Below are 18539 nucleotides of genomic sequence, written 5' to 3'. Positions count from 1 at the left end.
CTGAATTGCAGTATTTCTTTACCCAACAGCAAAGTTTCGGGTAGAGATGTTATGGGGCGCATGGATGGGTCGAATTGACGCAGACCAGCCGCGCTACGTCTGCACCGCTGCTCAAGCGGCCACCTGAGGGAGAAGATACACGATGAAAGATACAGCACCGATCAGCCAGGGCATCATTGCCGTGGCGGCCTTGTTCGCCGTTATTGCAGCCGGAGTTGCATTCGTTCTTTATGATTTCTCGTTTTTTGCATCGGCCTGCATCGGCGGTGGCGTCGGCCTGATTGCGGCAATTGTACTGGCGATTGGCTGGCGTGCGCCAGCACCGGGACCGGACGCGGTTGAGGAACCGGTTGCAAAGACGCCAGTTGCCGAACCGGCACCTGCACCTGCTGAGCCCGCGCCTGCACCCGTTGCAGCAGCACCGGCTCCTGCGCCAGAACCAGTCCCGGCGCCAGAACCCGCGCCTGAGCCAGAACCTGCTCCGGTCGCTGAAACCGTTGCATCCAGCGACGATGGCACGCCAAAGTTCCTCAGTGCGGCACGCGAAGGCGGCCCGGACGATTTGAAGCAGATCAAAGGCGTTGGTCCCAAACTCGAAAAGACCTTGCACGAAATGGGCATCTACCACTTTGACCAGATCGCTGACTGGGGCCCCAAGGAACAGGCCTGGATGGATGACAACCTTGCTGGCTTCAAAGGCCGTGCGACCCGTGACGAATGGGTGCCGCAGGCTAAAACGCTGGCCGCCGGTGGCGCGACCGAGTTTTCAAAAAAGGTCGACAAGGGCGACGTTTACTAAAGCGCAACCAAGGCCATGACCCAGCAAGGACACACAAATCAGGCCAAGGCCGGACAACGCGTCGCGTTGATTGTTGCCGGAACTGGTGTTTTCTGGGTCTTGGCGATCATGCTTGGGGCAGAATATAACTGGTCCAACCGCACACGCGCGCTTTTTGATCTTGCAGCGCTCGCCGGTTTCGGGTTTGCCCTGTGGCAGACCTACCAACTCTGGCGCGCGCGCCAAAACGACAAGGGCGATGACTGATGCTCAAAGATGAGAACCGGATTTTCACGAACCTTTACGGGATGCATGACCGTACGCTGAAAGGCGCGCAGGCGCGCGGCCATTGGGATGGCACCGCTGCGATCATCGAAAAGGGGCGTGACTGGATCATCAATGAAATGAAAGCATCCGGTCTGCGCGGTCGGGGTGGGGCGGGTTTCCCGACCGGACTGAAATGGTCTTTCATGCCCAAGGAGAGCGATGGGCGCCCGGCCTATCTGGTCGTCAACGCCGACGAATCCGAACCCGGCACATGCAAAGACCGCGAGATTATGCGCCATGATCCGCACACGCTGATCGAAGGTTGTCTGATTGCGTCTTTCGCGATGAATGCCAACGCCTGCTACATCTATATTCGCGGCGAATACATCCGCGAGAAAGAGGCGCTGCAGGCGGCAATTGACGAATGCTACGAGGCGGGTCTCGTGGGTCCGAATGCCGCGAAATCCGGTTGGCCGTTCGACATCTACCTGACCCACGGTGCGGGAGCATACATTTGCGGCGAAGAAACCGCATTGCTCGAAAGCCTTGAAGGCAAAAAGGGTATGCCGCGCATGAAGCCACCGTTCCCGGCGGGCGCGGGCCTTTATGGCTGCCCGACGACTGTGAACAATGTTGAATCGATTGCCGTTGTACCGACCATTCTGCGCCGTGGCGGCGACTGGTTTGCAGGCATGGGCCGCCCCAACAACGCTGGTACCAAGCTGTTTGCGATTTCCGGTCACGTGAACAACCCATGTGTGGTCGAAGAGGAAATGTCGATTTCCTTTGAAGAGCTGATTGAAAAGCACTGCGGCGGTATTCGCGGCGGGTGGGACAACCTGAAAGCGGTGATCCCCGGTGGGTCATCCGTGCCATGTGTGCGCGGCGAAAACATGCGCGATGCGGTGATGGACTTTGATGCGCTGAAAGAAAAAGGGTCCTCGCTTGGGACCGCTGCGGTCATCGTGATGGATAACTCCACCGATATGATCAAGGCGATCTGGCGGTTGTCCAAATTCTACAAACACGAAAGCTGCGGCCAGTGCACGCCTTGCCGCGAAGGCACCGGCTGGATGATGCGCGTGATGGCGCGTCTGGTGGAAGGCAACGCGAGCGTGGAAGAAATCGACATGCTGTTGGACGTGACAAAACAGGTCGAAGGACATACGATTTGCGCATTGGGTGATGCGGCCGCATGGCCGATCCAGGGGCTGATAAAAAACTTCCGGGACGAGATCGAGGACCGGATCAAAGACAAACGCATGGCAGGGATGGCAGCAGAATGATGACACGTGGATTGATGTTTGGCGCGGCTTTGACACTGGCCGCTTGTGCAGCGGGCGGGCGGTCACTGGATGATCCGGCGGTGCAAAAGCTGTTTGCGATGTCAACGCCGCAGTATTACGCGAGCCTGAACATCGCCAATCAGATCGCGCAAAGCTGCCCGCGCTACACCTACGACGCCGGACTTGATTCCGCGCTGAACGAAGCGCGCAACGAAGTTGGGCGCGGATCCTTGGCCGCAATCAGCCAGCGCAACGCGATTGAGTTGGAAACAGACGTCGCGCAACGTAGCTTTGCCGTAAAGCACGATGTTGAAATCCCCGGTGGTGATCTTTGTGCAGCGGGCGATGCCGAAATCCTCGAAGGATCGGCGATCAGCGCGATGTTGGTTCCCGCCTAAGGGCAACGCCTATGGCTTTTCGCAACATTTTGGATGGGGCCGCGAGCTTTGGCGCGGCCCTTGTCACATCGGCGGTCTGCGGATTGCCTGCATGGTTTACCATCACCGCGATCAGGGCTGATATCGCACCGGTGTGGGCTTATGCGGCGGCCGGTGGTTTGGGTGTGATCGGCATCATTCTCACGCTGGCCTTTGTGCGCAAAGGCATCGGTGGTGTCGCCCCGACAAGGCAACGGCGGCGCTGAGAAGGTGGCGCGCATGCATCTGGCCGAGTTCAACTTTGGCACTTTAGCCTACCCTTGGGGCGACCCTCGGATAGCCGGGTTTGAGGATGCGGTCGATCAGGTCAATGCCATTGGTGCGCGCAGTCCGGGGTTTGTGTGGCGGATGTCTGATGAAGACATGGATGCAGCACAGAACGACCCCAACGGCCCGCTGCGTGACAGGCCCAATACGGCCTCGACGCTGTCAACGTGGGAAAGCCCGTATGCCTTGTATCATTTTGTGACGAAAACCTTGCATGCGCGCATCATGCGCGGTGCACCTGATTGGTTTGTTCCAGGCGACAGCGGACATCTTGTGTGCTGGTGGGTACCGGCTAATTACCGCCCCAATGTGGCAGAAGGCATGACAAAGTGGCAATTGTTGCAAGATCACGGCGAGAGTGAAAAAGTATTTGATGCCAAAAGGTTAAAGGCTCTGGCTCTTGGTCAACCGGCGTAATGCAACCGATGACAACCGCCTGATATTGAATAGCGGGCCAAAAGTGGTGATCTCAGTCCAGAACCAAGCGGCATTCAAAGTGCCCTGCAGGAGATGAAAAATGAAAAAGCTTGCCCTTACCGCCGTTGTGGCCTTGGCCACCGTATTTTCCGCTGGTCATCTGTCGGCGCAAACCGCTTTGAAAGACGTCGCAAAAGTGCGTGACGGGATCATCTATGTGGGCATGGCCTATGAGATTTCCGAGGAATGCGGCAGTATCAATGCACGTTTATTCCGTGGGATTAACTATCTGCAATCCTTGCGCAGCCATGCCCGCGATCTTGGCTATTCCGAGGCTGAGATTGAGGCCTATATCAACGACGACGCTGAAAAAGACCGGTTGGAGGCCATCGCACGCCAGCAGCTTGCCCTCATAGGTGTCGTAGAGGGCAATGAGGCCACATATTGCGCAGCCGGACGTGCCCAAATGGATGCAAATACGCGCGTTGGCTGGCTCTTGCGCTAAGACACTGGCAAAGGCGCGAAAATTGCGCCTTTTTTTGACGATCTGACTGGCATCGCGGGACCTGTCGCGTTAGAACGCGGGGCAACGCGTGTGGTCCCAAGCGATCAAAGCGCGAGAGGGAACACATAGGACACGCCATGTCTGATCTGCGTAAAGTCATCATTGATGGGAATGAGGTCGAAGTTGACGGGGCTATGACCCTGATACAGGCCTGCGAAGAAGCCGGGATAGAAATCCCGCGTTTCTGCTATCATGAACGGCTTTCCATCGCGGGTAACTGCCGCATGTGTCTGGTTGAGGTTGTGGGCGGCCCGCCGAAACCTGCCGCTTCCTGTGCGATGCAGGTCAAGGATCTGCGCCCGGGGCCAGAAGGCCAACCCCCTGTTGTGAAAACCAATTCGCCTATGGTCAAAAAGGCCCGTGAAGGCGTGATGGAGTTTTTGCTGATCAATCACCCGCTGGATTGCCCGATTTGCGATCAGGGTGGCGAGTGCGATTTGCAGGATCAGGCGATGGCCTATGGCGTCGATTTCAGCCGTTTCCGCGAACCCAAGCGCGCGACCGAAGATCTGGACCTTGGTCCATTGGTCGAAACCCACATGACCCGCTGCATTTCCTGCACCCGCTGTGTGCGTTTCACGACAGAGGTCGCGGGTATTCACCAGATGGGCCAGACCGGCCGTGGTGAGGATGCGGAGATTACGAGCTATCTGGGGGAAACGCTCGATTCGAACCTTCAGGGCAACATCATTGATCTTTGCCCCGTGGGTGCGCTGGTGTCGAAACCTTACGCCTTCACCGCACGCCCTTGGGAATTGACGAAGACGGAATCAATCGATGTGATGGATGCGCTAGGATCCAACATCCGTGTGGATACCAAAGGTCGCGAAGTCATGCGCTTTCTGCCGCGCAACCATGACGGCGTGAACGAAGAGTGGATTTCCGACAAAACCCGTTTTGTATGGGATGGCCTGCGCAAGCAGCGCCTTGATACGCCTTTCATCCGCGAAAACGGCAGGTTGCGGAAAGCCAGTTGGCCCGAAGCGCTCTCTGCCGCTGCGGCTGCCATGAATGGCAAGAAGGTTGCGGGCCTTGTCGGTGATCTGGCCCCGGTTGAGGCCGCATTCGCGCTTAAGCAGTTGATCGAAGGGCAGGGTGGCCGCGTCGAATGCCGCACCGATGGGGCGAAACTGCCGATTGGCAACCGCTCGGCCTATGTCGGAACGGCCAAGATCGAAGATATTGATGACGCCCAATACATCATGCTGATCGGCACCAATCCACGGGACGAGGCGCCGGTTCTTAACGCGCGTATCCGCCGGGCATGGTCACGCGGGGCCAATGTCGCGCTGATCGGTGAGCATGTGGATCTGACCTATGACTACGTGCATATGGGGACAGATCGTGAGGCGCTTGTCGCATTGACTAACCACAAATTTGGTGAGGTCAAAGATGTACCATCTTTGGTCATTGTCGGGCAGGGCGCCCTGCAAGAGGCCGATGGTGAGGCTGTCTTGGCCGCCGCAATGGATGTCGCCGCAAAGACCAACGGCAAACTTATGGTGCTTCATACCGCCGCTGGTCGCGTGGGTGCGATGGACGTCGGGGCTGCGACAGAGGGTGGGCTGGAGGCAGCACTTGAGGGTGCCGAAGTCATCTACAATCTGGGCGCGGACGAGGTCGAGGTAAAGCCCGGCGCATTTGTGATCTACCAAGGCAGCCATGGTGATCGTGGCGCGCATCGCGCCGACATCATCCTGCCGTCTGCGGCCTATACCGAAGAAAACGGCCTGTTCGTCAACACCGAAGGCCGCCCGCAACTGGCATTGCGCGCCAGCTTCCCGCCGGGACAGGCCAAGGAAAACTGGGCGATCCTGCGAGCCTTGTCCGCTGAATTGGATGCGACACTGCCCTACAACAGCATGGCGCAACTGCGTCAGGCGCTGGTCGCGGCACACCCGCATCTGGGTGATATTGACGAAGTTGCCGAAAACGCATGGCAACCGCTGCCTGTCAAAAAGCCCGGCAGTGCAGATTTCCGCAATGCCATCACTGATTTCTATCTCACGAACCCGATTGCACGCGCCTCCAGCCTGATGGCCGAACTCAGCGCGAATGCAAAGGCACGTAAATCCGCGCCAATGGCTGCGGAATAAGGACGACGACAATGGTTGAATTCTTTACCAATACCAACCTTGGCATCGTCTTGCTGATCCTGGGGCAATGTTTGCTGGTTTTGATCCCGCTTTTGGTCGCACTGGCGTTTTTGATGTACGCTGACCGCAAAATTTGGGCCGCCGTGCAAATGCGCAAAGGGCCGAATATCGTCGGTCCGTTTGGGCTGTTGCAGTCCTTCGCGGACTTTCTGAAGTACATCGTCAAGGAAATAGTGGTTCCTGCAGGCGCGGATAAGGTCGTGTTCTTCCTCGCACCGCTGATTGCCTTTGTTCTGGCCGTAGTGTCGTGGTCGGTGATCCCATTCAACGACGGATGGGTATTGGCTGATATCAACGTGGCCATTCTGTTTATCTTGGCTGTCGGATCGCTTGAGGTTTATGGCGTGATCATGGGCGGCTGGGCGTCGAACTCCAAATATCCGTTCCTTGGATCGTTGCGGTCGGCGGCACAGATGATCTCTTACGAGGTCTCAATCGGTTTGATCATTATTGGCGTCATCATTTCAGCCGGGTCCATGAACTTTGGTGCCATTGTTGCGGCGCAAGACGGCAACGCGGGTATCTTCAACTGGTTCTGGGTCGCCCATTTCCCGATGCTGTTCCTGTTCTTTATCAGTGCCTTGGCCGAAACCAACCGCCCACCGTTTGACCTGCCAGAGGCTGAATCAGAACTGGTCGCAGGCTATCAGGTGGAATACTCATCCACCCCGTTCCTGTTGTTTATGATCGGCGAATTGATGGCCGTCGTGCTGATGTGCGCGCTGATCTCGCTTTTGTTCTTCGGCGGCTGGCTGTCCCCGATCCCGGGTCTGCCAGACGGCATTTTGTGGATGGTCCTGAAGATGGCGCTGGTCTTCTTCATGTTCTCGATGGTCAAGGCCATCACGCCACGCTACCGCTATGACCAGTTGATGCGGATCGGCTGGAAAGTGTTCCTGCCAATGTCACTGGCATGGGTTGTGATCGTGTCGTTCTTGGCAAAGTACGAAGTACTCGGCGGCTTTTGGGCACGCTGGGCAGTAGGAGCTTAATCAATGACGCAAATGGATTACACCCGCGCCGCGAAATACTTCCTGCTTCAGGACTTCTGGGTCGGGTTCAAACTAGGGATGAAGTATTTCTTCTCGCCCAAGGCCACGCTGAACTATCCGCATGAAAAGGGGCCACTTAGCCCCCGTTTCCGGGGTGAACATGCCCTGCGCCGCTATCCCAACGGCGAAGAACGCTGCATCGCGTGTAAGCTTTGCGAGGCCGTTTGCCCCGCCCAAGCCATCACCATCGACGCCGAACCGCGTGATGACGGCAGCCGCCGCACGACCCGCTATGACATCGACATGACCAAATGCATCTACTGCGGTTTCTGCCAGGAAGCCTGCCCGGTGGATGCCATCGTTGAAGGCCCGAATTTCGAGTTCAGCACCGAGACCCGTGAAGAGCTGTATTATGACAAGGAAAAGCTGCTGGAAAACGGGGACCGCTGGGAATCCGAGATTGCACGCAACCTTGAACTGGATGCGCCCTACCGATGATCGACACTGTCCCCAAAAGCGAAGCGTATTTGCGCGGCAAACCTGCGGCAGAAGCAACGAACCCCGGTATCGAGGACACGTTGCGCGACCGCTATGATGCGTTGCTGCCGGGTTTTGCGGAATCGCTGATTGAGGTGGCTTATGGGCACTATTACACACGGGATGGTCTAGACGATAAGACGCGATATCTGGCAACGGTTGCGGCCTTGACTGCCTTGGGTGGCCAAACGGCGCCGCAACTGCGCGTGCATATTCGCAACGCGTTGCGGGCGGGCGCGTCAAAGCGCGAGGTGGCTGAGGTGATCAACCAGATGGCACTTTACGGCGGGTTCCCTGCGATGGTTAACGCGCTGAACACCGCGATTGAGGTGTTCGAGGCGGAGGAGGCGGCATGACTGATCAGAACCCCTTTGAAGCGATGATGAAGATGGGTCAAGACTGGGCCAAGTCGATGAACGTCGATGCCGATACCTTTACCCCCAAAGGGTTTGAAGCGCTTTGGCCCACCATGCCCAAAGAAACGATGGAGATGTTCTTTGGCAAGGGGCTGAACAAAGACGGGCTGGACGCCAAAACGCGGCTTTTGCTGACGCTCGCCGGTTTGACCGTCCTGGGCGCGCAGGCCGAGGCGCAGATCAGGCTAACCGTCCGTCATCTGGTTGAGGCGGATGCCACCAAACAAGAAATTGCCGAAGCGATTGCCCAGATGGGCATGTTCGCTGGCGTGCCAGCCATGACCAAAGCGATGGAACTGGCCAATGAAGTGTTGGAAAAGGACGAAAGCGCATGACCGTCTTCGCGTTCACATTTTACCTTTTTGCCGTGTCGACCATTGCGGGCGGCCTGATGACAGTCGTCAGCCGCAACCCCGTACATTCGGTGCTGTGGTTGATCCTGGCGTTTCTGTCCTCTGCCGGCCTTTTCGTGACCTTGGGAGCGGAATTCGTCGCCATGCTGCTGATCATTGTCTATGTGGGCGCCGTCGCCGTGTTGTTCCTCTTCGTGGTGATGATGCTGGACGTCGATTTTGCCGAACTGAAAGCGGAGATGACGAAATATTTGCCTCTTGCCTTGCTGATCGGCGTTGTGATCTTGATGCAATTGGCGCTGGCACTTGGTGTCTGGGGTTTTGCGGACGGGGTTGAAGGGCGGATTGCAGCCCCGACCGGTGATCTGGATAACACCCGCGCACTGGGTCTGCTGATTTATGACAAGTACATCCTGCTGTTCCAGCTGTCGGGTCTGATCTTGTTGGTCGCCATGATCGGGGCGATTGTCCTGACGCTGCGCCACCGTGTCGATATCAAGCGGCAGAATGTGCTGTCCCAGATGTACCGTGACCCTGCAAAGGCGATGGAATTGAAAGACGTGAAACCGGGGCAGGGTCTGTAAGCGGGCATGCGCAACCTTGCTATCATATCAACCACTGCGATGCTGGTCGCCGGTCAGGGCCAAGCCCTGACGCTGGCCGATTGCAAACGCACGACCCATCCCAGTCATGGTGGTGAAATCCGCCATGCAGATCTGGGCGAAGGCCGCGTGATGTGGATGGACTGGTGGTCGCAGGAAGGCACCGCGAAGGGTTTTTCGCTGGTGGAATGTGCCAGCGGCCAGATGCTGCGCTTTTGGAGTGCTGAGGAAAACATGGGCCGTCGCAGTGCCTTTGACCGCACCGATGACGCGCTGGAAGTGCTGGAGCGCCATCAATCCGGTGCCCGCGTCTTTGCCACGTTCGAGCGGATTGCGGCGGACCTTGAATTCATCGCGCGCGACATCGTGATCACGACAGAAACAACAGAAAACTGCGCCTGCGCGGCAGCCTATCCAGAACTGCGCGGCGACAAGACGGAATTTATGCTCGCGGGTTAAACCGCGGCGCAACAGACAAGAAGATCGGGGAATGCCCCGGAGGGACGAATGAATGATCGGACTTGAACATTATCTTACGGTGGCCGCGGCCCTGTTTGTCATCGGGATCTTCGGATTGTTCCTGAACCGCAAGAACGTGATCATCCTGCTGATGAGCATCGAATTGATGCTGCTGGCGGTGAACATCAACCTTGTGGCCTTCTCCAGCTATCTGGGTGATCTGGTCGGCCAGGTCTTTACCCTGTTCGTGCTGACCGTCGCCGCCGCCGAGGCCGCGATTGGCCTTGCGATCCTCGTGTGTTTCTTCCGCAACCGCGGGACCATCGACGTTGAAGACGTCAACGTGATGAAGGGTTAAGTTCAATGGAAACCATCATCCTCTTTGCCCCGCTTGTCGGCGCCATCCTTTGCGGATTTGGCTGGAAACTGATCGGTGAAACGGCCGCGCAGTGGACCGCGACCAGCCTATTGTTCCTTGCTGCGATCCTGTCTTGGGTCGTGTTCCTGACATTTGATCCGTCTGCCCATCCAAACGGTGCATATACAGTCAACATCCTGCGCTGGATCGAAAGCGGCACGCTGTCGACCGATTGGGCGATCAAGATGGACCGTCTGACCGCGATCATGCTGATTGTGATCAACACGGTGTCGGCCCTCGTCCACCTTTATTCCTTTGGCTACATGGCCCATGACGAGAATTTTAAAGAAGACGAAAGCTATCGCCCCCGTTTCTTTGCCTACCTGTCGTTCTTCACCTTTGCGATGTTGATGCTGGTGACAGCCGACAACCTTGTGCAGATGTTCTTTGGCTGGGAAGGCGTGGGCGTGGCCTCATATCTTCTGATCGGTTTCTACTACCGTAAGCCATCCGCTGGCGCCGCTGCGATCAAGGCTTTTGTGGTGAACCGGGTCGGTGACTTCGGCTTCGCCTTGGGTATTTTCGCGCTTTATATGGTGACCGACAGCATCAAGTTTGATGACATCTTCGCCGCGATCCCTGATCTGCAAGATGCGACCATCACCTTCCTGTGGCGTGACTGGAACACGCTGAACCTGATTGCCTTCCTGCTGTTTATCGGTGCGATGGGTAAATCCGCGCAACTGTTCCTGCACACATGGTTGCCCGACGCGATGGAAGGCCCGACGCCCGTGTCGGCCCTGATCCACGCCGCGACCATGGTGACCGCTGGTGTGTTCCTTGTCTGCCGCATGTCGCCGCTGATGGAATATGCTGAGGCGACGACGAACTTCATCGTCTTCCTTGGTGCGACCACTGCCTTCTTCGCCGCGACCGTGGGTCTGGTCCAGAACGATATCAAGCGCGTCATTGCGTACTCCACCTGTTCGCAACTGGGCTATATGTTCGTGGCTGCTGGCCTTGGCGTCTACTCTGTTGCCATGTTCCACCTGCTCACACACGCCTTCTTCAAGGCGATGTTGTTCCTTGGGGCCGGTTCGGTCATTCACGCGATGCATCACGAGCAGGACATGCGCAACTATGGCGGTTTGCGACATAAGATCCCCAAGACATTCTGGATGATGATGATCGGCACGCTGGCGATCACCGGCGTTGGTATTCCGCTGCTTTACGTGGGCTTCCCGATTGGTTTCGCAGGCTTCGTGTCCAAGGATGCGATTATCGAAAGCGCCTATGCAGGCACCGCTGGCGGCTACGCCTTCTGGATGCTGGTTGTGGCGGCACTGATGACCAGTTTCTACAGCTGGCGTCTGATGTTCCTGACCTTCTACGGTACGCCACGCGGCGATGCGCACACGCATGAGCACGCGCATGAAGCGCCGAACTCAATGCTGTTCCCGCTTTATGTGCTAGCGATCGGCGCGGTCTTCAGCGGTATGGTCTGGTACGGGTCGTTCTTTGGCTCCAACGACAAGGTCGGCAAGTTCTTTGGCGTGCCTTACGCCGAAGCCAGCGAGCATGGTGAAGCGAAGGCTGAGGATGATCACGGTGATGATCACGCGGAAGAGGGCGGCCACGGCAAAGCGCACTACAATCTTGTCGGCGCACCGGGTGAAGGGGCCATTCACAACAGCCCCGACAACCACGTGCTGAACGACGCCCATGAAGTCCCTGTCTGGGTCAAGATTGCGCCGTTCGTGGCAATGCTCGCAGGCTTGGGTCTGGCCTATCAAATGTACATCCGTCGCCCCGACTGGCCCGCGAAACTGGCCGAGCAGCAAGCGCCGCTTTATCAGTTCCTGCTGAACAAATGGTACTTTGACGAGATCTATAACTTCGTCTTCGTCCGTCCCGCATTCGCCTTGGGCCGCATCCTGTGGAAACAGGGTGACACCAACACAATCGACGGCGGGATCAATGGTGTCGCTATGGGGATCGTGCCGTTCCTGACACGGCTCGCGGGTCGTGCGCAGTCTGGCTACATCTTTAGCTATGTCTTTGCGATGGTGCTTGGGATTGCGGTCCTCCTGACCTGGATGACGCTGTTCGGGGGAGCGAACTGATGGGCAATATCCTTTCACTCACCACGTTCCTGCCATTGCTAGGTGCGGTCATTCTGGCGCTGTTCCTGCGTGGTGATGATGCGGCCGCACAGCGCAACGCGAAATGGGTGGCGCTGGTTACGACAGCGGTAACATTCATCTGTTCGTTGTTCATCCTGACGAATTTTAACCCCGCCGACACCGGTTTCCAGATGGTGGAAACCCGCGATTGGTTGCTGGGCTTGCAATATAAGATGGGCGTTGATGGCATTTCGATCCTCTTCGTGATGCTGACCACATTCCTGATGCCGCTGGTGATCGCTTCTTGCTGGGATGTGAAATCCCGCGTCAAGGAATACATGATCGCCTTCCTGATCTTGGAAACCCTGATGCTGGGTGTCTTCCTCGCGCTTGATCTGGTACTGTTCTACCTGTTTTTTGAGGCGGGTCTGATCCCGATGTTCCTGATCATCGGTATCTGGGGCGGCAAGAACCGGATCTATGCGTCCTTCAAGTTCTTCCTTTATACCTTCCTAGGCTCTGTCCTGATGTTGGTGGCGATGGTCGCGATGTTCTCGGATGCTGGTACGACGGACATCCCGACGCTGATGACGCATACCTTTGGGACCGAAAACTTCAGCGTTCTTGGTGTGCAGATCGTTGGCGGCATGCAAACGCTGCTGTGGCTCGCGTTCTTTGCCAGCTTCGCGGTCAAAATGCCGATGTGGCCGGTCCATACGTGGTTGCCGGATGCGCACGTACAGGCGCCAACTGCGGGTTCGGTCGTACTGGCCGCGATCCTGTTGAAAATGGGCGGCTACGGCTTCCTGCGCTTCAGCCTGCCGATGTTCCCTGTCGGATCAGAGGTGATGGGGCCGCTGGTTCTGACCCTGTCTGCCATTGCGATTGTCTACACATCGCTGGTCGCATTGGTGCAGGAAGACATGAAAAAGCTGATCGCGTATTCTTCTGTCGCGCACATGGGTTACGTGACCATGGGGATCTTTGCGGTCAACCAGCAGGGTATCGACGGGGCGATCTTCCAGATGATCAGCCACGGATTTATCTCTGGTGCGCTGTTCTTGTGTGTCGGCGTGATTTACGACCGGATGCACACGCGCGAGATTGATGCATATGGGGGCCTCGTGAACCGGATGCCGGCCTATGCGCTGATCTTCATGTTCTTCACGATGGCCAACGTCGGCCTGCCGGGCACATCGGGCTTTGTGGGTGAGTTCCTTGTGCTGATGGGTATCTTCCAGGTGAACACATGGATCGCGCTTTTCGCGACTTCGGGTGTGATCCTGTCGGCGGCCTATGCGCTGTGGCTTTATCGCCGGGTCGTCTTTGGCGATCTGATCAAGGAAAGCCTGAAAACCATCACAGACATGGGCACACGCGAGCGGGTGATCTTTGCACCGTTGGTTGTCATGACCCTTCTTTTGGGGGTCTATCCCGCCCTTGTCCTCGACATTATTGGCCCAAGCGTTTCTGCGCTGGTCGGCAACTATGAAACCGCGCTGGCGGCCTTTGAGGCCGCCACGCAGTTTGCTGCGAATTAAGGAAAGCCCGTTATGATTGGCGCTGATATCCAAATCCTGATGCCCGAGATTCTGCTGGCGGTTTACGCCATGGGCGCATTGATGGCGGCGGTTTATACCACCAAAGACGGCATGGCCCCGCTGCTGACATGGGCGACGTCGGGTTTGTTCGTGCTGCTGGCGGTCTGGATCGGGATCAACGGGCAGGGGACGAACATCGCCTTTGGGGGCATGTTTGTTGATGACGGTTTTTCGCGGTTCGCCAAGATTGTGATCCTGCTCTCTGCGGCTGCGGTTCTGTTGATGTCCGAAAGCTATATGCAGCGGCGTGGGTTACTGCGGTTCGAATACCCTATTTTGATCGCACTTGCCGTGGTTGGCATGATGGTGATGGTGTCAGCAGGCGACCTGATGGCGCTGTATATGGGGCTTGAGCTGCAATCGCTGGCGCTTTACGTGGTTGCATCGCTGCGCCGTGATAGCGTGAAATCGACCGAGGCGGGTTTGAAATACTTCGTGCTCGGCGCACTCTCTTCTGGCTTGCTGCTTTATGGTGCGTCGCTGACTTACGGGTTTGCAGGCACAACACTTTTCGCCGGCATCATCGAAGCCACCGCGAATGAGCCATCGCTCGGCCTCCTTTTCGGCCTCGTCTTCCTGATCGCGGGCTTTGCGTTCAAAGTATCCGCCGCCCCGTTCCACATGTGGACACCAGACGTCTACGAAGGTTCGCCCACCCCGGTGACCGCCTTCTTTGCAACCGCCCCAAAGGTTGCTGCGATGGCGCTTTTCGCCCGCGTTGTGCATGACGCTTTCGGCGGGATCGTCGGTGATTGGCAGCAGATCGTGGCATTCCTTTCGGTCGTGTCCATGTTTCTTGGCGCAATCGCTGCGATTGGCCAAAAAGACATCAAACGCCTGATGGCCTATTCATCCATTGCGCATATGGGCTTTGCGCTGATGGGTCTGGCCGCTGGCACGGCTTTCGGCGTGCAGGCGATGCTGATCTATATGGCGATCTATGTGACGATGAACATCGGCACCTTTGCCTTCATCCTTGCGATGGAGCGTGACGGGCGGCCAGTGACCAACATCGACAGCCTCAAGATGTATTCCAAACGTCAGCCGTTGCGCGCGCTTGCGATGCTTGTGCTGCTATTCAGCCTGGCTGGTGTGCCACCGATGGTCGGCTTTTTCGGCAAGTTCTACGTGCTGCGTGCCGCCTATGATGGTGGCCTTGCATGGCTTGCCGTCGCTGGTGTGATCGCATCCGTGATCGGCGCGTTCTACTACATCCGTATCGTGTATTTCATGTACTTTGGTGAAGAAGGCGAAGCGCTTGATGGCAAGATGAACCCGGTGCTTTGGACCTTCTTGATGGGCTCTGCTGCGGTAATGCTGATTGGTGTTGTGAACCTCTTCGGGATCGAGCCAATCGCAGCGGCAGCGGCGGCGACGCTTGTCAACTAAGCAAGATGATCATAGCCCGTGGCCCGAGGGCTACGACCGCGTTGTGCTGGATAGTGTCGACAGCACGATGGCCGAAGCCATGCGGCGTGCACCAGATATTCAGCGGCCCACATGGATCATGGCCAAGACGCAAACTGCCGCGCGCGGACGACGCGGACGTAAGTGGGTTGTGCCTGAGGGCAATCTGAACGCCACTTTGATTTTCAGGCCAGAGGCCACACCGGCTGAGGCGGCAAAACGGTCATTCCTTGCGGCGAATGCGCTGTATCAAGCGCTGGCGATCTATATCTCAGCCGACAAACTGTCGCTGAAATGGCCCAATGACGTGCTGCTTTCTGGTGGCAAGGTCGCAGGTATCTTGCTGGAAAGCAGCGGGCAGGGGCCCTTTGTCGATTGGCTTTCCATCGGGATTGGCGTGAACTTGCGACATACGCCCGAAGGCGTTGAAGATGCCAGTTTCGCACCAATCAGCCTCGCAAACGCAGGTGGCGAAGACGTGTCCCCCAAGGACTTTCTTTCAACCGTTGCCGATGCCTATGCCACGCAAGAAGCCAAACTGCTACGTCTTGGCTTTGACCGTATCCGCGATGACTGGATGTCGAACGCCGCGCGCTTGGGTGAGGTGATCACAGCCCGCACAGGCCGTGAAGACGTGACCGGCATCTTTGACAGCATCGACCGTGACGGCAACCTTGTGCTGATCACAGGCACCGGACCACGCGCGATCCCTGCTGCGGACGTATTTTTCTAGGACAAGGAGGCGACCCAATGCTTCTCGCCATCGACTGCGGCAATACCAATACTGTGTTTTCCATCTGGGACGGTGAACAGTTCATCGCCACATGGCGGACCAGTACCGAGTGGCAGCGCACGGCCGACCAGTATTACGTCTGGTTGTCGACGCTGATGCGGTTTGAAAATGTCGATGTCGCCATTGACGAGGTTATCGTGAGCTCCACCGTGCCACGGGTGGTCTTTAACCTGCGTGTGTTGGCGGATCGCTATTATAACTGCCGCCCGATGGTCGTAGGCAAATCCGACTGCCTGCTGCCAGCGAACCCTCGCGTCGATGAAGGCACACAAGTCGGCCCGGACCGCTTGGTCAACACTGCTGGGGCTTATGACCGGCATGGCGGCAATCTGATTGTGGTCGATTTCGGGACGGCAACCACCTTTGACGTTGTGGCCGAAGACGGGGCCTATGTCGGCGGCGTGATCGCCCCCGGTGTGAACCTATCGCTTGAGGCGCTGCACAACGCCGCTGCCGCCTTGCCGCATGTCGATATTTCCAAACCACAGGCGGTCATTGGCACCAATACCGTGGCCTGCATGCAATCAGGTGTCTTTTGGGGTTACATCGGATTGGTCCGCGAGATATGTGCGCGGATCAAGGCCGAGCGTGGTGTGCCGATGAAGGTAATTTCCACGGGTGGCCTGGCCCCGCTTTTTCAACAGTCTGAACCGCTGTTTGATGCATTTGAAGACGACTTGACGATCCACGGGCTGACCGTGATCCATAAGTATAACAAGGAAAATACATGACCGACCGCCTGATCTACCTGCCTCTTGGGGGCGCCGGTGAAATCGGCATGAATGCCTATGTTTATGGCTATGGCGCACCGGGCAAAGAGCGGCTGATCGTGGTCGATCTGGGCGTGACTTTCCCTGATATGGACGGCACCCCTGGGGTGGACTTGATCCTGCCTGATATTTCGTGGCTGAAAGCGCGCAAAGCACAGATCGAGGGTATCTTCATCACCCACGCCCACGAAGACCACGTCGGCGCCATCGGGCACTATTGGGAACAGCTGGGCGCACCCGTCTATGCGCGGCCATTCACCGCGAACATCGCGCGGCGCAAACTGGACGAACACGGGCATCCCGAAAGCGTGGTCAAAGTTGTTGGCGTCTATCCCGAGATGATCAAATGCGGCCCGATGACTGTGTCCTACCTGCCGATCAGCCACTCCATCCCCGAAAGTGCGGGCCTGCTGATCGACACGCCAGAAGGGCGCGTTTTGCACTCAGGCGATTTCAAAATCGACGAAACCCCAGTGGTGGGTGACCCTTGGAACGAAGCACTTTGGGAAGAGGTTTCAAAGGATGGCGTCAAGGCGCTGATCTGCGACAGCACCAATGTGTTCTCGCAGGAACCGGGGCGGTCCGAGGCCTCCATCGGGGATGCGATTGCCGAGATGATGAAAGAGGCGTCCGGCATGGTTGTCGCGACCACATTCGCCTCCAACATTGCGCGCCTGAAAACACTTGCGATTGCCGCACAAAAGGCCGACCGCTCGGTTGTGCTTTTGGGCCGGGCCATGCGCCGCATGGTCGAGGCAGCGACCGAAGTGGGCATTCTGAAAGGGTTCCCATCGGTCGTCTCGCCCGAAGACGCGCTGCAAATGCCGCGTGAAAACGTGATGTTGCTGGTGACCGGCAGCCAAGGCGAACGCCGTGCGGCATCGGCCCAACTGGCGCAAGGCAACTATATGGGGATCAAGCTGAAGGACGGGGATACCTTCCTGTTTTCCTCCAAAACCATCCCCGGTAACGAGCGCGGCGTGATCCGCATCATGAACCAGCTTTCCGAACTGGGCGTTGATGTCGTCGATGACGCAGGCGGCAAATATCACGTATCGGGCCACGCGAACCGGCCGGATCTGGAGCGCCTGCACCAGATTACCAAACCCCAAACGCTGATCCCGATGCATGGCGAACACCGGCATCTGCGCGAGCACGTGAAACTTGGTGCAGCCTCGGGTCTGTCAGGCATTGTGGCTGTGAACGGGATGATGATTGATCTGTCGGGCAACCAACCGACCGTGGCCGAGTACATCGACACCGGGCGCACCTATCTGGATGGGTCCGTGCAAGTGGGTGCAATGGACGGCATCGTGCGCGACCGGATTCGTATGGCGATGAACGGGCATTTGATCGTGACGCTGATCATCGACGAAAATGACGAACCGTTGGGTGATCCTTGGGTTGAGATATCAGGTCTGGCCGAAACAGGGCGCAACAACGCAGCCTTGGTCGATGTGGTGGAAGAAGACCTGAGCCAATTCATGAACCGCGCCAATGCCAAGACGTTGCGCGACGATGTGAAGCTGGAAAAAGAGCTCAAGACGATTGCGCGCAAGTCAGCGCAGGGCGAGATCGGGAAAAAGCCAGAGGTGACAGTGATTGTGTCGCGGTTGGGGTAGGGTACGAGGCTTATGGACCGCCGAAAACTCTAATCAAAGAGCGCAGCGACGCCTGCAAATGCAAACAACAAGAAGTAGCTAACGACAACCCATTTGACGGCCCTTAGCCATTTCCTGCATAAATCGGGCAAAACCTGGCCGGACAAGAACAGTGAGAAGTTCGAATATGACACATTGTATTTGTCCATGCCGCTGAGGTGCGCCACTTCTTTGTTCAAAGCATGACCCACTTTGATTTGGTAATAAAACGCATAAAAGAACGAGATAAAGGCGTTCAAGAACAATAGTTTGGTAAATGCCTCTAGGAACCATTCCAACCTGAATACCTTCGCC

22 protein-coding genes are annotated in these 18539 nt (G+C 57.1%); 21 read left to right on the top strand and 1 reads right to left on the bottom strand.

Annotation, left to right across the window (positions count from 1 at the left end; genetic code table 11):
* Positions 1–142 precede the first annotated feature (142 nt).
* The 21 genes from MWU60_RS05020 (at position 143) to MWU60_RS04920 (ending at position 18206) form a co-directional block, all read left to right on the top strand.
* Positions 143–799 (top strand): NADH:ubiquinone oxidoreductase, encoded by a 657-nt coding sequence (locus tag MWU60_RS05020; RefSeq protein WP_247226026.1) that lies wholly within the window; start codon positions 143–145, stop codon positions 797–799.
* 15 nt (positions 800–814) lie between these two features.
* Positions 815–1045: a DUF5337 domain-containing protein gene (locus tag MWU60_RS05015; protein WP_247226025.1), complete on the top strand. Its 231-nt coding sequence runs from the start codon at positions 815–817 to the stop codon at positions 1043–1045.
* Entirely contained in the window at positions 1045–2331 is a 1287-nt protein-coding gene (gene nuoF, locus MWU60_RS05010) for an NADH-quinone oxidoreductase subunit NuoF (RefSeq protein WP_247226024.1), read from the top strand. The genes MWU60_RS05015 and nuoF overlap by 1 nt, the downstream gene beginning before the upstream one ends.
* On the top strand, positions 2331–2729 hold the full coding sequence (locus MWU60_RS05005) for a hypothetical protein (RefSeq protein WP_247226023.1): 399 nt from the start codon (positions 2331–2333) through the stop codon (positions 2727–2729). The genes nuoF and MWU60_RS05005 overlap by 1 nt, the downstream gene beginning before the upstream one ends.
* An 11-nt stretch (positions 2730–2740) precedes the next feature.
* Positions 2741–2974 carry a hypothetical protein gene (locus MWU60_RS05000; RefSeq protein WP_247226022.1) on the top strand — a complete coding sequence of 78 codons (234 nt, stop codon included), beginning with the start codon at positions 2741–2743 and terminating at the stop codon, positions 2972–2974.
* Positions 2943–3452: a DUF3291 domain-containing protein gene (locus MWU60_RS04995; protein WP_247226021.1), complete on the top strand. Its 510-nt coding sequence runs from the start codon at positions 2943–2945 to the stop codon at positions 3450–3452. The genes MWU60_RS05000 and MWU60_RS04995 overlap by 32 nt, the downstream gene beginning before the upstream one ends.
* 100 nt (positions 3453–3552) lie before the next feature.
* Complete coding sequence (locus tag MWU60_RS04990) at positions 3553–3957, top strand: DUF5333 domain-containing protein (protein WP_247226020.1); 405 nt, start codon at positions 3553–3555, stop codon at positions 3955–3957.
* Between the two features lie 137 nt (positions 3958–4094).
* Positions 4095–6113: an NADH-quinone oxidoreductase subunit NuoG gene (nuoG, locus tag MWU60_RS04985; protein ID WP_247226019.1), complete on the top strand. Its 2019-nt coding sequence runs from the start codon at positions 4095–4097 to the stop codon at positions 6111–6113.
* An 11-nt stretch (positions 6114–6124) separates the two neighbouring features.
* Positions 6125–7165: an NADH-quinone oxidoreductase subunit NuoH gene (gene nuoH / locus MWU60_RS04980; RefSeq protein WP_247226018.1), complete on the top strand. Its 1041-nt coding sequence runs from the start codon at positions 6125–6127 to the stop codon at positions 7163–7165.
* Between the two features lie 3 nt (positions 7166–7168).
* The gene (gene nuoI / locus MWU60_RS04975) at positions 7169–7663 is read left to right on the top strand and encodes an NADH-quinone oxidoreductase subunit NuoI (protein WP_247226017.1); all 495 of its coding nucleotides are present in this window, start codon (positions 7169–7171) and stop codon (positions 7661–7663) included.
* The gene (locus tag MWU60_RS04970) at positions 7660–8058 is read left to right on the top strand and encodes a carboxymuconolactone decarboxylase family protein (RefSeq protein ID WP_247226016.1); all 399 of its coding nucleotides are present in this window, start codon (positions 7660–7662) and stop codon (positions 8056–8058) included. Before nuoI ends, MWU60_RS04970 begins: the two co-directional genes overlap by 4 nt.
* Positions 8055–8453 carry a carboxymuconolactone decarboxylase family protein gene (locus MWU60_RS04965; RefSeq protein WP_247226015.1) on the top strand — a complete coding sequence of 133 codons (399 nt, stop codon included), beginning with the start codon at positions 8055–8057 and terminating at the stop codon, positions 8451–8453. The genes MWU60_RS04970 and MWU60_RS04965 overlap by 4 nt, the downstream gene beginning before the upstream one ends.
* Positions 8450–9055, top strand: a complete 606-nt coding sequence (locus tag MWU60_RS04960; protein WP_247226014.1) for an NADH-quinone oxidoreductase subunit J — start codon at positions 8450–8452, stop codon at positions 9053–9055. Before MWU60_RS04965 ends, MWU60_RS04960 begins: the two co-directional genes overlap by 4 nt.
* Positions 9056–9061: 6 nt before the next feature.
* Positions 9062–9532, top strand: a complete 471-nt coding sequence (locus MWU60_RS04955; protein WP_247226013.1) for a hypothetical protein — start codon at positions 9062–9064, stop codon at positions 9530–9532.
* Positions 9533–9584: 52 nt separating this feature from the next.
* Positions 9585–9890, top strand: a complete 306-nt coding sequence (nuoK, locus tag MWU60_RS04950; RefSeq protein ID WP_008235370.1) for an NADH-quinone oxidoreductase subunit NuoK — start codon at positions 9585–9587, stop codon at positions 9888–9890.
* 5 nt (positions 9891–9895) lie between these two features.
* Positions 9896–12013, top strand: coding sequence for an NADH-quinone oxidoreductase subunit L (gene nuoL, locus MWU60_RS04945; protein WP_247226012.1), 2118 nt, complete (start codon positions 9896–9898; stop codon positions 12011–12013).
* Positions 12013–13554: an NADH-quinone oxidoreductase subunit M gene (locus MWU60_RS04940; protein WP_247226011.1), complete on the top strand. Its 1542-nt coding sequence runs from the start codon at positions 12013–12015 to the stop codon at positions 13552–13554. The genes nuoL and MWU60_RS04940 overlap by 1 nt, the downstream gene beginning before the upstream one ends.
* A 12-nt stretch (positions 13555–13566) precedes the next feature.
* Positions 13567–15003, top strand: a complete 1437-nt coding sequence (gene nuoN / locus MWU60_RS04935; RefSeq protein ID WP_247226010.1) for an NADH-quinone oxidoreductase subunit NuoN — start codon at positions 13567–13569, stop codon at positions 15001–15003.
* Positions 14993–15754 carry a biotin--[acetyl-CoA-carboxylase] ligase gene (locus tag MWU60_RS04930; RefSeq protein WP_281493189.1) on the top strand — a complete coding sequence of 254 codons (762 nt, stop codon included), beginning with the start codon at positions 14993–14995 and terminating at the stop codon, positions 15752–15754. Before nuoN ends, MWU60_RS04930 begins: the two co-directional genes overlap by 11 nt.
* Positions 15755–15771: 17 nt before the next feature.
* Positions 15772–16545, top strand: coding sequence for a type III pantothenate kinase (locus tag MWU60_RS04925; protein ID WP_247226009.1), 774 nt, complete (start codon positions 15772–15774; stop codon positions 16543–16545).
* Positions 16542–18206, top strand: a complete 1665-nt coding sequence (locus MWU60_RS04920; protein WP_247226008.1) for a ribonuclease J — start codon at positions 16542–16544, stop codon at positions 18204–18206. Before MWU60_RS04925 ends, MWU60_RS04920 begins: the two co-directional genes overlap by 4 nt.
* 29 nt (positions 18207–18235) lie before the next feature.
* Here the strand turns inward: MWU60_RS04920 and MWU60_RS04915 are convergent, their stop codons facing one another.
* The gene (locus tag MWU60_RS04915) at positions 18236–18523 is read right to left on the bottom strand and encodes a hypothetical protein (protein WP_247226007.1); all 288 of its coding nucleotides are present in this window, start codon (positions 18521–18523) and stop codon (positions 18236–18238) included.
* Positions 18524–18539 lie beyond the last annotated feature (16 nt).

The organism is Yoonia sp. F2084L, from assembly GCF_023015625.1.
GTDB lineage: Bacteria > Pseudomonadota > Alphaproteobacteria > Rhodobacterales > Rhodobacteraceae > Yoonia.
The sequence above is the reverse complement of the archived record's forward strand: the minus strand, read 5'-3'. Positions and strand labels throughout refer to the sequence as shown.